This window comes from Stenotrophomonas sp. GD03819 (assembly GCF_029841665.1).
GTDB lineage: Bacteria > Pseudomonadota > Gammaproteobacteria > Xanthomonadales > Xanthomonadaceae > Stenotrophomonas > Stenotrophomonas geniculata.
The window spans coordinates 96,797-111,244 of sequence record NZ_JAOCEW010000016.1 but is presented as its reverse complement, the minus strand read 5'-3'; the positions used below and the strand labels follow the sequence as shown (position 1 = coordinate 111,244).

The 14,448-nt window shown below is 68.4% G+C and carries 10 protein-coding genes; 5 read left to right on the top strand and 5 right to left on the bottom strand.

Annotated features, from left to right (window positions below):
- Positions 1–184 precede the first annotated feature (184 nt).
- Positions 185–592 carry a YciI family protein gene (locus N5D45_RS11635; protein WP_010484148.1) on the top strand — a complete coding sequence of 136 codons (408 nt, stop codon included), beginning with the start codon at positions 185–187 and terminating at the stop codon, positions 590–592.
- Here N5D45_RS11635 and N5D45_RS11630 read toward each other — a convergent pair.
- On the bottom strand, positions 570–2,651 hold the full coding sequence (locus N5D45_RS11630; RefSeq protein WP_164194510.1) for an NHL repeat-containing protein: 2,082 nt from the start codon (positions 2,649–2,651) through the stop codon (positions 570–572). The two genes, N5D45_RS11635 and N5D45_RS11630, sit on opposite strands and share 23 nt — an antisense overlap.
- Before the next feature lie 173 nt (positions 2,652–2,824).
- Between N5D45_RS11630 and N5D45_RS11625 the strand changes: the two genes are divergently transcribed.
- Entirely contained in the window at positions 2,825–4,345 is a 1,521-nt protein-coding gene (locus tag N5D45_RS11625) for a hypothetical protein (RefSeq protein WP_164194507.1), read from the top strand.
- Between the two features lie 36 nt (positions 4,346–4,381).
- Here N5D45_RS11625 and N5D45_RS11620 read toward each other — a convergent pair whose 3' ends face one another.
- Both N5D45_RS11620 and cycA read right to left on the bottom strand, forming a co-directional pair.
- On the bottom strand, positions 4,382–5,158 hold the full coding sequence (locus N5D45_RS11620) for a lytic transglycosylase domain-containing protein (RefSeq protein WP_049480840.1): 777 nt from the start codon (positions 5,156–5,158) through the stop codon (positions 4,382–4,384).
- Between the two features lie 319 nt (positions 5,159–5,477).
- Entirely contained in the window at positions 5,478–6,851 is a 1,374-nt protein-coding gene (cycA, locus tag N5D45_RS11615) for a D-serine/D-alanine/glycine transporter (RefSeq protein ID WP_057504444.1), read from the bottom strand.
- A 230-nt stretch (positions 6,852–7,081) separates the two neighbouring features.
- Here cycA and N5D45_RS11610 point away from each other — a divergent pair, with 230 nt between their 5' ends.
- Positions 7,082–8,698, top strand: coding sequence for an EAL domain-containing protein (locus N5D45_RS11610; RefSeq protein WP_010484153.1), 1,617 nt, complete (start codon positions 7,082–7,084; stop codon positions 8,696–8,698).
- Between the two features lie 320 nt (positions 8,699–9,018).
- Here the strand turns inward: N5D45_RS11610 and N5D45_RS11605 are convergent, their stop codons facing one another.
- Positions 9,019–10,203: an MFS transporter gene (locus N5D45_RS11605; RefSeq protein ID WP_197654802.1), complete on the bottom strand. Its 1,185-nt coding sequence runs from the start codon at positions 10,201–10,203 to the stop codon at positions 9,019–9,021.
- Complete coding sequence (locus tag N5D45_RS11600; protein WP_279938991.1) at positions 10,200–11,378, bottom strand: serine hydrolase; 1,179 nt, start codon at positions 11,376–11,378, stop codon at positions 10,200–10,202. Before N5D45_RS11600 ends, N5D45_RS11605 begins: the two co-directional genes overlap by 4 nt.
- 228 nt (positions 11,379–11,606) lie before the next feature.
- Here N5D45_RS11600 and N5D45_RS11595 point away from each other — a divergent pair, with 228 nt between their 5' ends.
- Positions 11,607–12,506, top strand: a complete 900-nt coding sequence (locus tag N5D45_RS11595; protein WP_019337977.1) for a LysR family transcriptional regulator — start codon at positions 11,607–11,609, stop codon at positions 12,504–12,506.
- Positions 12,507–12,767: 261 nt separating this feature from the next.
- On the top strand, positions 12,768–14,375 hold the full coding sequence (locus tag N5D45_RS11590) for an ATP-binding cassette domain-containing protein (protein WP_279938989.1): 1,608 nt from the start codon (positions 12,768–12,770) through the stop codon (positions 14,373–14,375).
- Positions 14,376–14,448 lie beyond the last annotated feature (73 nt).

The following is a 14,448-nucleotide window of genomic DNA, read 5'->3' as shown; positions in this document are numbered from 1 at the left end:
GTCCCCGACCCGCCTACCCACCCGGCAAAGCCCATGAACCCAGCTTTCAGCGACCAACCCAACCCCACCACGGAGGGGCTTCGCCGTTCGCCGATTCCCGCCGAAGGCGCCGCCTTCTGCGCTGCAACATGCCCACGCGCAGACCTGCGCCATCATGGGCACCCGCCCCCGCCAGGACCGTGCCATGCAGCAGTACCTGCTTCTGATCTACATCGAGCCTGCCCTGCTGCAGGCCCTGCCCATCGAAGAATTCAACGCGCTGATGCGCGACTGCCTCGCCCACGCCGACAAGCTGCAGGCCGAGGGCACGCTGCTGGCCGCGCAGAAGCTGCAGCCGGTCGACACCGCGCAGACGCTGCGCGTGCGTGACGGCCACAGCCGCGTACTGGATGGCCCGTTCGCCGAAACCCGTGAACTGCTGGCCGGCTTCAACCTGATCGTGGCCCGCGACCGCGACGAAGCCATGCGCATCGCCCGCGACTTCCCTTGGGCACGCTTCGGCAGCATCGAAGTGCGGCCGCTGGAAGACATGGACGCCGAGCGCGAACGCTGCGGCGCCCCGGCTGCCGCTATGGCAGCAGCCGTACCCTGATCTCGCGCAGGCCGATGCCGTCGTTGCCGCTGTAGTCGCGCACGCTGGCGCGTACGATGTACTCACCCGGCGGCAGCGCCGACGGCTGCCAACGCCCGGTTTCCATCAGGCCGTCACGCACGGTGTTGGTGGCCAGATAACGGAAACGGGTCACCGCGCTGCCATGCACGGTGATCCCACTGTCGGGGGCGTAGGCCACGCGCACCGCTTCCTTCTGCGGCGGCATGCGGTTGAACACGATGTTCCAGCGCGGCTGCTCGTAACCCTGCAGCGGCTGCCCAGCCGCATCGAGGATCTGGTAGCCCACCTGGTACATGCCCAGGCGTCGACGCGGCAGGTTGTTGTCAACCTGGTCCCAGGCCTCGATCACGATCTGCACGCCACGCCCCTGCCGCGCCACCATCACCACGCCGTCGCTGCCGGCGGCCATGGGCTGGTCGGTGTCGTCCAGCAGCGCCACATCGGTGATGCGCGGTGCGAAATGGTCGGCGTAGTTCTGGAAGCCCAGCGCCACGGCATTGGTCTCGAAACCACCGGTACCCACGGCCAGGTGCACGTGCGCCTGGTTGTTGATGCTGCCCAGGCGGTCGCCGACGTGGATGCGCATGCCGCGGCGCACGCGCATCCGCTCCAGCTTGCCCTGCTCGTCGTACAGCGCCTGCCAGCGCGCATCGAACGGTTCATTGCGTGGGGTGCGGCCCACCCGCATGTGGATGTACTTGAGGCGATCCACGGCCAGGCCCTCGGCCTGCTCGCCCAGGCTCCAGGCCGCCATCGGGCTGCTGATCTTGCCATCGGCGATCGCCAGCACGGTCTGGCCCACATCACCACGCACGTCGAAACCACCGTGCAGGTGATGGCGACTCTCGCCCTTGAAGTTGCCGCGCACTTCACCCAGTGTGCCGACTACTTCGTGCCAGCCATCCTGCGGCGCCAACGGCCAGCGCCCGCCGGTATCGGGCAGGGCGGCATCGGCGGCCGGGCCGACCAGTGCCGGCGCGGGCAGGTCGCCTACCGGCAGTGGGCGCAGGCGATGCAGACGGTAGCTGGCGGCGTCGGCCACCAGCACGCTGCCATCGGCATCCATCGCCAATCCGCTGGGGCGGGCCAGGCGCGGCAGTCGACCGTTGCCGACCAGCGCGATCTGATGGCCCTGCGGCGTCACCTGCACGATGCGGCCATCAAGATCACCCACGTACAGCACGCCGTCGTGGGTGGTGGCCAGCGACAGCGGCCCATTGATCACGCCACCGGCGGCGACCACGGTGCTGACCGTGCCATCAGCGCCTATGCGGCGTACCGCGTTGTTGAACAGATCGGCCACCAGCAGCGCGCCCTGCGCATCGAAGGCCAGTGCCACCGGCGTATCGAAGCGCGCCGCAGCGCCCACGCCATCGGCCATTCCCTGGCGCTCACCGCCGGCAAGGGTGCGCACGTTGCCATCAGTACCGATCACCCGGATGCGGTCGTTGTAGGTATCGGCCACGTAGACCTGGCCCTGCGCGTCCACCGCGATGCCCATCGGCGCATCAAAGCGCGCCTGCGCGGCCGGCCCATCGGCATAGCCCTGTTCACCACCCGCCAGCGTGGTCACCTGCCCATCGGTGCCGATCCGGCGGATCGCATGGTTGCCGGTGTCGGCCACGTACAGGTTGCCCTGCGCGTCGGCGGCAATGCCCGAGGGCGTATTGAAACTGGCCTGCAGTGCCGGGCCATCGACGCGCCCCTCGCCCTGCCCGGCCACCGTTTCAACACGGCCATCGGGAAGGCGGCGACGGATCCGGTTGTTGTCGCCGGCATCGGTGAAATAGACGCTGCCATCGGCACTGCGCAGCAACGCGTACGGATCGGCGAAACGTGCCTGCGCGGCGGCGCCGTCGCGGTTACCCGGGTGGCCATCGCCGGCCAGCGGTTCGATCTGCGCGGTCCACGCCAGCGGCGTTGGAACCGGACCCACCGGTTCAGCCAGCGTATGCAGCGGTGTCTCCCACCAGGTCGCAGCCAATGCCACTACCGTCGCCAACGCTACGCCTGCCGCCATCCATTGCCACCGTGCCATCGTGCCATCGTGCTGCGCTGCCTGCCTGCTGCCTGAAGAGGCACCGACAATAGACGCTGAACGCACGATCCGCCATGGCCAATCGTACGGCCAAACGCCAGAGTTCCATCCATCGCGCTTGTTCTCGCTGGCTGCAGCGGGTTCAATGCGGTTCCCACGGATGGAGATCCTCCATGCCCCGCATCCTCCCCCTCGCCGCCCTGCTGATTGCCGCATTGGCCAGTTCATCCGCCACCGCCTCGATCACGGTGGTGCCACAGAAGCCGTCCGTCACCGCCGATGCAATGCACCAGGCCTATGCCACGCGATGGGATGAGGCCATCCAGCAGTCGCGCAGTGGCAACACGCTGGGCGCGCTGATCGCGATGGAACGGCTGATGGAAGATCCGATGCTGGATGACTTCGATGCCGAACATCGCGGCCGCGCCGCGCAGGTGGCCGGCTGGACCGCGATGGTGCAGAAGAAGCCGGATCAGGCCCGCCGCTACCTGCAGCGCGCTCAGGAAGCACTGCCGGACGATGCGCAGATCCTGCTGACCCTGGTCTCGGTGGAACTGTCCGAGAACCAACCAGCGCCCGCCACGAAGCACCTGGTTCAGGCACTGAAGCATGCCGACGCGCCGTTGCCGGTGGACCGCCACGCGATCAACTACCTGCAGTTCCGCCTGCGGGACCAGCCGCAGCAGCGCATGGAACTGCTGCAGGCGCTGTTCGACAACGGCTGGAAGAGCGGCGGCCTGGAACCCACCGGAATGTGGCTGGCACTGGCCACGCTGCAGGCCGACAACGGCCGTGGCGACGATATTCCCGCCACGCTGGCGCGCATCACCGGTCCCGCCGAAATCATCCGCCTGCGCAGTGACAAGCGGTTTGACCGCTATGTCGACCGCGCCGATGCCCGCTTCGATCCGGTGCAGGCTGCACAGAAGCACCTCGACGAACTGCGGGTTTCCGGCCTGCTCGACCGGGCGCTGGATGCACGCATGGCCGAGTTCAGCAGCACGCTGCTGATGCTGGACCGCAACGAGGAAGTGCTGGCACTGACCGATGGCATGGCCAGTGCGGCGGCCGAAGGCGAGTCGCCCCCGGCGGCGGAAGCCGAATGGGTGGCGTGGCTGCTCAACAGCCGGCTTACGGCGCTGCGCCGGTTGGGCCGTACCGATGATGCGCTGGCGGCAGCCAAACTGGCCGCACGCATCGGCGCACTGGGCCCGGATGGTGCCGAGCACCAGTTCAACGTCGGCTTCGTGTTCAGTTCGCTGGGCCGCATGCAGGATGCCGCCACCGCGGTGAATGACATGCCGGGCCTGGCCGGATACGGCAAGGCGGCCCAGGCACTGCTGCAGTTCGTTGCCGCCCGTGAACGTGGCGATGCCAAGGCCGAACAGGCCGCGCGTGCAGCGATCCTGGCCCAGGGCGATGACGCGCGCCTGTTCCAGCGCGAGATGCTGCTGGACGAGGGCAATCTCGACGGCGCCGCTGCCGTGCTGATCGAACAGCTGCGCTCACCCGTCGAGCGCGGCGAGACACTGGCCTCCCTGCAGGACATGCGCACCTATCCGTCGCTGCCCGGTGACGTGAAGATCGATGCGGCCTGGCGTGCGCTGAAGCAACGCGCCGACGTGCAGGCCGAGGTTGACCGCCTGGGCCGCATCGAACGCTACGAACTGGTCAGCACCTCCACCTCGCGCTGAGGAGCTTTTGTGTAGCGCGCGTACAGCGCCACTGGCCTAGCGCGCCGGCACCTCGGTACGGATGCCCATCGCCTCGCGGTAGCGCGCGTACAGCGCCATCACCTTGTCCACATAGGCCAGGGTTTCGGCATAGGGCGGCACGCCCTTGTAGCGGGTGACCGCGCCGATGCCGGCGTTGTACGCAGCCGCCGCCAGCGGCCGGTCACCGTTGTAGCGACGCAGCAGCGCGCGCATGTAGCGGGCGCCGCCATCGATCGACTGCTGGGGCGAGAACGGATCATTCACGCCGTACTCCTGCGCGGTGTCCGGCATCAACTGCATCACGCCCTGTGCGCCCTTGCTGGACACCGCCAGCGCATCGAAGTTGCTTTCAGCATGGGCAATCGCGCGCAGCCACGCGTCATCGACGCCCGTGGCCTTGGCCGCGGCCCTGAACTGTTTGGCGTGCTGCGCCAGCTGCGGCTTGCCGACCTTGCCCAGGCCTTCGTGGGCCGGCTCGCCCGGCGGCGTGGCCATGGTGAACTTCAGGAACACCCGCGAGCCGGGCAGGTTGCGGGTGGAGTAGACCAGCGCGCCATCCTGCTCGCGCTCGTACAGCACGCCGCTGAACACGCCCATGTTGCCCCACAAGTTCGGGGTCTGGATGGCGTTGTCGTCGATTTCCTTCGGGGTGCAGCGTGAACCGGGTTCCGGCGCGGTGGCCAGGCTGACGGTGTTGCCCTGCACGCAGCGGTAGACGGTGCGCGCGGCAGCCAGCCCGGGCCACAGGCTGGGCAGCAGCAACAGCGCTAGCAGGAGAGGGCGACGGGACATGGCGGCCGGATCATCCGGCCGCGCCCGCTAATGTCGGGTGAATGGGGGCCGGCAGGGCTGCGCCCTGCACCTGCAGAGGCAACGTCAACAGCCAGAGCAGCGCTGGGCAGTTGAGGGCTGGTCGGGTGGGTGTGGCCCGGCAGGACACGCCGTAAACCCATCCATGGGGGCTCGATGGCGCCATCCATGGCGCCAACGGTCCTGCCGGGCCACACCCACCCGCCCTCGACAGTTTCCTGCGGCTGACAGTAGATCCACGCCATGCGTGGATGGAGCTCTCTGGAGACGATGGGTCAATGGATGGAACGAAGACGTTGGATCACTTCGCGGTCTTCCGACGCACCCAATACCCCACGCCAAGCAGCACGAACCACACCGGGCTGGCGATCAATGCCTGGCGGGTGTCGGGCTGCAGGCTCAGCAGCACCAGCACGGCCGCGAAGAACACCAGGCAGGCCCAGCACATGGCAACCCCGCCGGGCATCTTGAAGATCGACGCAGCGTGGCGTTCCGGGTAGCGGCGGCGATAGGCCATGTAGGCCACCAGGATCAGCGACCACACGAAGATGAACAGCACCGTCGCCAGCGTCGTGACCAGGGTGAAGGCGGTCACCAGGTTCGGAATCAGGTAGATCAGCAGCGTGCCACCGAGCAGGCACAGGCACGAGAACAACAGGCCACGGGCCGGCACGGCGGCGCGTGACAGTTTCGACAACCCGCGCGGGGCGTGGCCCTCTTCGGCCAGGCCGTACAGCATGCGGCTGGTGGAGAAGATGCCGCTGTTGGCCGAGGACGTGGCAGAGGTCAGCACCACGAAGTTGATCAGGCTGGCCGCGGCCGGAATACCGGCCAGCACGAACAGCTGCACGAACGGGCTCTTGTCCGGCACCACCTGGCGCCACGGGGTGACGGCCATGATCGCGATCAGCGCCAGTACGTAGAAGATGATGATGCGCACCGGAATCGAATTGATCGCCTTGGGCAGGTTGCGCTCGGGGTCGGCGGTTTCGGCGGCGGTGGTGCCGACCAGCTCGATGCCGACGAAAGCGAACACGGCAATCTGGAAGCCGGCGAAGAAGCCGACCAGGCCCATCGGGAACATGCCGCCGTCATTCCACAGGTTCGACAGCGCCGCGGTGTGGCCACTGGGCGAGGTGAAGCCCCAGGCCACCAGCCCGGCGCCGGTAATGATCAGCGCGCAGATCGCCACGATCTTGATCAGCGCGAACCAGAATTCCATCTCGCCAAACAGCTTCACCGTCACCAGGTTCAACGACAGCAGCAGCATCACGCAGGTCAGCGCCGGCTTCCAGGCTTCCAGCCCGGGGAACCAGAACTGTGCGTAGGCAGCGATCGCGATCACATCGGCGATGGCGGTGACGATCCAGCAGAACCAGTAGGTCCATCCACAGAAGAAGCCGGCCCAGGGGCCGAGCAGATCGGTGGAAAAATCGATGAAGGATTTGTACTGCAGGTTGGACAGCAACAGTTCGCCCATCGCGCGCATCACGAAGAACAGCATCGCGCCGATGATCAGGTAGACGAAGACGATGGACGGGCCGGCCAGGCTGATGGTCTTGCCCGACCCCATGAACAGGCCGGTGCCGATGGCACCGCCAATGGCGATCAACTGGAGGTGGCGGTTGGACAGGCTGCGGCGCAGGTGCTCGGGGGGCGTTGCGGGCTCGGTCATGGGCGCGGGCAAAAGGGCGGGCGAAGCGTTCGACGGTAGTCCTCCTCAGGCAGGAGCGCCAGCGCCGGATGAGCCAATCCCGTCAAACTTGGCCGCTTTCATCACAATGTGACCAAATACCGGATTCATCCCATTCCGCCCGGCCCGGCGCCATGCTCAGATAGCCGCACCTGCCCAAGGATCGGCCCGACCATGCGCCCTGCCCTGCCTGCCCCGCTGGAGCCCCGGCCATGAGCCGGCTGCGCGTCATCATTGGTGGCACCGCACTGGCGCTGCTGGCCGCGGCCGTGCCGATCGCGGTGATGGCCTATGCCACCTGGGACCGTGCGGTCAGCGTCGAGCAGCAACGCCTGCGCGACATTGCCGGCCGTGCCCTGCGCCGCGCCGACCAGTCCTACCAGGAAGCACTGGCGGCACTGCAGTCGGCAGAGGTCGGCGCCCACAACGCCTGCGGGCCCGACCATATCCGGCGCATGCAGACGCTGGTGATGACCTCGCCGTCGGTCGACCAGATGGGCTACTTCGAGGGTGGCAAGCTACGCTGTACGTCGTGGGGGCCGTTCCTGTCCGACGTCAACCAGCCCAAGTCCGACCACGTCACCAGTGATGGCGCCGGCATCGCCGTGGATGTGCGCCCCGAGGCAAGCGGACGGCGCCAGGTCCTGTCGATCCTGTATGGCAACTACGACGTGCTGGTCGATCCGCGCCGCTTCGTCGATGTCATCGCCGACCCGAACGTGCGCCTTGCCCTGGCCAGCCCGGACGGCCGCCTCCTGGCCAGGCAGGACGGCATGGATCCGGCATTGCTGGAGACCCTGCTGCGCGCGCCTGGTGAAGGCCTGGACCACAACACCCTGTACGCCACCGCCCGCAACGAAGAGTGGCTGGCGATCGCGACCACACCGCGTACCGCGCTCGCCGCGACCTTCCGCCAGCAGGCGTGGCTGTTCGTGCCGATCGGCGTTCTGCTGGCCGCTGTCGGTGCCGGCCTGGTGATCTGGCTGTCGCGTCGCCGCCTGTCGCTGCGCGGCGAGCTGGCCACGGCGATCCGCCGCCGCGAGCTGTACCTGCACTACCAGCCCATCATCGAACTGGATACCGGCATCTGCGTCGGCGCCGAAGCGCTGGTGCGCTGGCAGCGCCCGGATGGCACCCAGGTGCGGCCGGACCTGTTCATTCCGCTGGCCGAAGAGGCCGGCATGATCGGCGCGGTCACCGATCTGGTGATCGAGAACGTGGTGCGCGACATGCGCGAGCTGCTGGTGGCCGACCGCAGCGCGCACATCGCGATCAACCTGGCCGCCGAAGACATCAGCAGCGGCCGCGCGCTGAAGATGATCTCCAAGCACATGGCCGGCAGCGGCATCCTGCCGCAGCAGATCTGGATGGAGGCCACCGAGCGCGGCTTCCTCGACCTGGACCGCGCCCGCACGATGCTGGCACAGGCACGTCGGGCCGGGCACAGCGTGGCCATTGACGATTTCGGCGTCGGCTTCTCCAGCCTGCAGTACCTGGAACAGCTGCCGCTGGACGCGCTGAAGATCGACAAGTCGTTCATCGATGCGATCGGCACCGAGAGTGCAACCAGCCCGGTGACGCCGCACATCATCGACATGGCCAAGGAGCTGGGCCTGTGGGTGGTGGCCGAGGGCGTTGAAACCGAGGCACAGCTGGCGTATCTGCATACCCGCAAGGTCGAGTTCGCGCAGGGCTGGCTGTTCTCGCGGCCGCTGCCACGGGATGAGTTCGTGGTGTTCCATCACAAGCGGCAGCAGCGCTATGGCGCGGCGCGGGAGCACATGCAGAATCCGCGCAGCGTGCCGATCGAGCGTGAGGGAGTGGAGTAGGACGGCGAACGGCGGAGCCCCTCGTGGTGGGTCGCGTACTGCTATCCCCGGGGTGGCCGGGACGGTCGGGTTCGCGGGGGACGCCGTAAACCCGTCCATGGGGGCTTGGCCGCGGCATCCATGCCGCGGACACCCCCGCGAACCCGACCGCCCCGGCCTCTGACAGGTTCCGGCGGCGTCCCGCCACGGAATCAACGGAAGAAGGCAAAAGCAAAGGCAAACGCGGGTCGCTGTGCTCGGTGGATCCACGCCATGCGTGGATGGCGTGGACCACGGTAGTGCCGGCCGCTGGCCGGCACCGCGCCATCACTGATCGCCGCCTACGCCCAGGCCTTCGGCCGTGCCAACAGCCACGCCACGCTCACCGCCAGCAGCAGCAGCGGCAGCCATCCCAACTGGTTCGGGCCGCCCGCCTGCAGCAGCACACCCCCTGCTACGCCACCGGCAGCAATGGCCAGGTTCCAGCCGGTCACCAGCATCGACTGCGCCAGATCCGCGGCGGCACCGGCACGCCGCGCCAATGCGGTCTGGAACAACGTAGGTACCGCGCCGAAGGCAACGCCCCACAGGATCGTCGCCAGCAGCAGCGCGATCGCGTCGCCCGGCCACAACAGCAGGGTCAGCACCGGCACGATGAAGCCGATCACCGCGGCCCACACCAGCGTGCGCAGATGACGGTCCACACCCCAGCCGGCAATGACGATGCCGGCGATGGCGGCCAGGCCGAAGGCCAGCAGCAGGCGGTCCAGCCACGGGCCGGCTCCGGCCTCCACCGCCAGCGGTTCGATGTAGGTGTAGAGCACGTTGTGCGCCAGCACGTACAGCACCATCACCGCCAACGCGCTGCGCACGCCCGGCATGCGCCACACCGTAGCCAACGACGTACGCTGACCGGCCGCCGCCGCCGGCAACGCGGGCAATGCCCAGCGCGCGTAGGCCAGCAGCACGACTGCCAGCACGCTCATCAGCGCGAATGCCCAGCGCCAGCCGATCTGCTGGCCCAGCAAGGTGCCCGCCGGTACGCCCAGCGACAGTGCCAGCGGCGATCCGACCATCGCCACCGCGATTGCCCGGCCCTGCAGCGAGGGCACCACCATGCGCGCGGCGTAGCCGGCCACCAGCGACCACAGCAGGCCACCACACACGCCGGCCAGGAAGCGCGCGGCCAGGATCAGCGGGTAGCTGCTGCTCAATGCGGTCAGCGTATTGACCACCACGAAGCCGGCAATCGCGGCGAGCAGCAAGGGACGTCGCGGCAGGCGCTGGGTCAGTGCGGTCATCGGCAGTGCGGCCATCACCGAGCCGAGCGCGTACACGCTGACCAGCTGGCCAACCGCCGCGTCGCTCACACCGAGGCTTTCGCCCATCGGCCGCAGGACGCCGGCCGGCAGGGTCTCGGTCAGCAGAGTGATGAAGCCGCCACCGGCCAGCGCCAGCAGTCCCGCCCACGGCAGGCGCGTGGCTTCACCGGCCGGGCCAGCCGCATCGATGGCATGGCCGCTCATCGCGCGGTCTCCAGATCAGCATAGACCGCATCGCGCAGCTCATCGACGAAGGCACCGTCCATGCCTTCGTACAGGGTGTTGGTCAGCGCCACCACGCTGAGCCCACGCGCAGGATCGACAAACCAGCTGTGCCCGTAGGCACCGCCCCAACGCCATGTACCTACGTTCTGCGGCGTACCGCTGGCGGCCGCATCGCGCAGCACCGCAAAGCCAAGGCCAAAACCCCAGCCGGCCGGTTCCGGCGGCCCCTGTTCGCCCACCTGCGGGCTGGCCATCTCCGCTGCCAGTGCGGGCGGCAACAGGCCTGAACGCTGCACATCACGCAAGGCCTCCAGCACCGCCATCACTTCATCGGCGCTACCGACCAGGCCTGCCCCGGCCGAGGGGAAACGGCTGGCATCGGTGGCGCGCGCGAGGCTGTACTCGATACCGACGGTACCCTCGAACGGAGCGACCACCTCGCCTTCGCGCAGGCGGTGCGGCTGCGGTGTGTCGCTCACATAGGGCGTGGCCAGCCGTGCCGCGTTGCGCGCAGCGAAGGCGGTGTCCCGCAGGCCCAGGGGTGCGGCCAGCAAGCGCTCGAACAGTGCCTGCAGGGATTCACCGGTCGCTGCTTCAGCCACGGCACCGGCAACGTCCATGCCCAGCGAGTACAGCCACTGGCTGCCCGGCGCGAACAGCAGGGGTGCCTGCGCGATGCGGCGCACGTTGTCGGCCAGAGAGAGCGGGTTCGCGTCCATGCCATCGCTGACGCCAGCGCGTGCGTAGGGACCCTTCGCATCGGCTTCGAGAAAGCGATAGCCCAGCCCGCTGCTGTGGCTGAGCAGCTGGCGCAGGCTGATCGCTGGCGTGCTGCCATCAGCCAGCGCCGGGCGGAAGTCCCGCAGCCAGCGCTGCACCGGTGCATCCAGGTCGAGCACGCCCTCGGCCACCAGGCCCAGGATCACCGTGGTCAGCAGCGGCTTGCTCACCGAGGCCAGCCGGAACAGCTGGTCGCGCTGCATCGGCGTGGCCGACTCGCGATCCGCCAGGCCCGTGGCGCTGGCATGGCGCAGCGCGCCGTGCTCGCGCACCAGCACCACCGCACCGACCAGGCGCTGCGGGTGGACCTGCTGCAGCAGCCGCTGCACCGAAGGAAGTGTCGGCGCAGGTTCGAAGGAAGGAGCGGCATTCATCGCGGTGATCCGTGGGGGAGAGGCCGCCACGTTAGGCAGCGGGCGTCCGCGCAAAAAGCCGGTTGCCGCTCCGGGCATCATGGACCGTGTAGTCCGCAATCGGCATGATGGCCGGAACCGCAAGGCCGCAACGGTCTCCACGCCACCCCGCACCACAGTGTTGCGATGGCGGAGCCGCCCGCTACAGCCGCACCGGCCTACCCTGCCGCTTTCATTGCCCGCACGCCCATGTCAGTCCTGGACAACCTCGCCAACCTGCAGACCTTCGTGCACGCGGCTGATACCCGCAGCTTCGTCGAGACGGGGCGCCTGCAGGGCATATCCGCCTCGGCAGCGGGCAAGTGCGTGGCGCGGCTGGAGCACGCACTGGGCGTGCGCCTGTTCCACCGCAGCACGCGCAGCATCACGCTCACCGCCGAGGGTCAGCTGTTCCTGGCGCGTTGCCGGCGCATCCTCGACGAGCGCGATGCTGCACGCACCGAGCTCGCACAGCCGCACGCCACGCCCCGCGGTACGCTGCGCATCAGCCTGCCGCTGGTGGGCGACCTCACCCTGCCGTTGATGGCCGAGTTCATGGCCGCGTATCCGGATATCCGCCTGGACCTGGACTTCAGTGACCGCCTGGTTGATGTCATCGAGGAGGGCTTCGATGCGGTGCTGCGCGTCGGCGAACCCAGCGACTCGCGGATGAACGCACGCCGGCTGGGGGTATTCCCGCGGCGTGTCGTTGCCTCGCCGGGCTACCTGCAGCGCTGCGGCGTTCCGCGCACGCCGGCAGGCTTGATGCAGCACACGCTGCTGCACTATCGCTTCCCCACCACCGGCAAGCTGGAACCGTGGCCGATCCACTGGCCCGACGATGAAACGCCGCAGGAGCTTCCGGTGCACATGGTGGCCAACACCATCGAAGCGCGGGTAGCGCTCGCACTGCGCGATATCGGCCTGGCCTTCGTGCCGGTGCACTCGGTGCGCGATGCCCTGGCCGACGGCCGCCTGGTCACGGTGCTGGACGAACACGTGCATTCCTGCGGCACCTTCCATCTGCTGTGGCCGTCGGGCCGACACGTACTGCCGAAGCTGCGGGTGTTCATCGACTTCGTCGGCGCCCGCCTGGGTACCGTGCCGTAGATCCACGCCATGCGTGGATGCGTCTCGCGGCGAAAGGAAGCCGAGCATCGGCTCGGCTACAGAACCGCCCGATCATCGGTAGCGCCGGGCCATGCCCGGCGGCCGCGCACCCGACCATTCAGCCACTGCCGCTATACTGGCCGCTCATTCCTCCAAGAGGCTCGCGACCAATGCGCCATTGATGCCGCCGTCTTCCCACTAGACGGCCTGACTCTTCCCGCCCCTGCGCGCAGGGGAGAACCCGGCATCCATGGAGGTCGCATGACCCCGCATTCCCTCACGCTCGATCGCGTGTCGTATCGATTGGCCGACGGCCGCCCGCTGTTTTCCGATCTGACGTTTTCCTTCGAACCGGTCGCCACCGGCCTCGTCGGTGCCAATGGCGCCGGCAAGAGCGTGCTCGCACGCCTGCTGGCCGGCCGGCTGCTGCCCGACAATGGCCAGGTTCGCGGCAGTGCCCGCGTGTTCCTGTTGCCGACGCCCGGCTATCCACCCGCCGGCACGGTCGGTGAACTGGCCGGTGTCGGCGCGGAACTGGCCGCACTGCAACGCATCGAAGCCGGCAGCGTGGACGAGGCCGACTTCGCCCGCGTCGGCGACCGCTGGGATCTGCGCGAACGCCTGCAGCAGCAATGGCGTACGCTGCAGCTACCCGACGACCTCGATCCGGCCCAGCCGGCCGCGCGCCTCAGTGGTGGCCAGGCCATGCAGGTCGCGCTGTCCGGTGCCTGGGCCAGCGGTGCCGACTGGCTGATCCTGGACGAACCCAGCAACCACCTCGACGCACGCCATCGCCAACAGTTGTATGAACAGTTGCAGCAGTGGCGCGGCGGCCTGCTGGCGATCAGCCATGATCGCGAACTGCTGGCGCACATGCAGCAGATCGTCGAGCTCGATGCGCGCGGGCTGCATCGCTATGGCGGACCGTGGCAGCACTACGCCGACGCGCGCGCCGCCGAACGTGAAGCCGCCGCCGCCCAGCTTGACCATGCACGTGCACAGCACCGGCAGCAGCAACGCAGCGCGCGCGAACAACACGAACGCCAGCAGCAGCGCCAGGCACGTGGCAACCGTGATGCGAAGCAGGCCAACCAGGCCCCGATCCTGCTCGGCCGGCAGAAGCAGCGCGCCGAGGCCAGCCACGGCCGCGCACAGCAGGTGCAGGCCGAGCGCCTGCAGGCCAGCGCAGAGCAGCTGCGCGCAGCTGCATCCGCGGTGCATGCGGCGCCGGAACTGGCGCTGTTTGCCGGTGCGGGCGAGCGTGGCAGCGCGCGTCTGCTGGAGGCCGAGGCGCTGGTGCTGCCACATGGCTGCAGCGCCCCGCTGCAGCTGGAGATCCGCCGGGGGCAGCGCATCGCCGTGGTCGGTGACAACGGCAGCGGCAAATCGACCCTGCTGCGTGTGTTGGCCGGCCAGCTGCCTGCATGCAGTGGCACCGTGCACCGGCATGCACCACTGGCCCTGCTCGACCAGCAGTTGCTGGGGCTGTCCGGCGCGCGCAGCATCCTTGACACCGTGCAGGCCGCCAACCCGCGCGCGGACCCAGGCGAGCTGCGCACGCGGCTGGCCCTGCTCGGGCTGGATGCACAGCGCATCCAGCGGGCGGCCCACAGCCTCAGTGATGGCGAGCGGGTGAAGGGTGCGCTGGCCAGCGTGCTGTATGCCGATCCCGCGCCCCAACTGTTGCTGCTGGACGAACCCGGTAATGCGCTGGATCTGAGCGCATTGCAGGCGCTGGAGGAACTGCTTGCGGCGTGGCCGGGCGCGCTGGTGATGGTCAGCCACGACCGGCACCTGCTGCAGGCATTGCGACCGACCCACGTGCTGCAGGTGAACCCCGAGGGTTGGCAGTGGCGAGATGCCTTGTAGATCCACGCCATGCGTGGATTCGATTTTGTAGAGCCGAGCCCACGCTCGGCTGCAATTGCAGTAGATCCACGCC

Coding starts and splice junctions, on each gene's coding strand:
- N5D45_RS11620 (WP_049480840.1), bottom strand. CDS start 5,158: ATGTCCCGTCGCCCTCTCCTGCTAGCGCTGTTGCTGCTGCCCAGCCTG.
- N5D45_RS11605 (WP_197654802.1), bottom strand. CDS start 10,203: ATGAGCGGCCATGCCATCGATGCGGCTGGCCCGGCCGGTGAAGCCACG.
- N5D45_RS11590 (WP_279938989.1), top strand. CDS start 12,768: ATGACCCCGCATTCCCTCACGCTCGATCGCGTGTCGTATCGATTGGCC.
- N5D45_RS11600 (WP_279938991.1), bottom strand. CDS start 11,378: ATGAATGCCGCTCCTTCCTTCGAACCTGCGCCGACACTTCCTTCGGTG.
- N5D45_RS11625 (WP_164194507.1), top strand. CDS start 2,825: ATGCCCCGCATCCTCCCCCTCGCCGCCCTGCTGATTGCCGCATTGGCC.
- N5D45_RS11610 (WP_010484153.1), top strand. CDS start 7,082: ATGAGCCGGCTGCGCGTCATCATTGGTGGCACCGCACTGGCGCTGCTG.
- cycA (WP_057504444.1), bottom strand. CDS start 6,851: ATGACCGAGCCCGCAACGCCCCCCGAGCACCTGCGCCGCAGCCTGTCC.
- N5D45_RS11630 (WP_164194510.1), bottom strand. CDS start 2,651: ATGGCACGGTGGCAATGGATGGCGGCAGGCGTAGCGTTGGCGACGGTA.
- N5D45_RS11635 (WP_010484148.1), top strand. CDS start 185: ATGCAGCAGTACCTGCTTCTGATCTACATCGAGCCTGCCCTGCTGCAG.
- N5D45_RS11595 (WP_019337977.1), top strand. CDS start 11,607: ATGTCAGTCCTGGACAACCTCGCCAACCTGCAGACCTTCGTGCACGCG.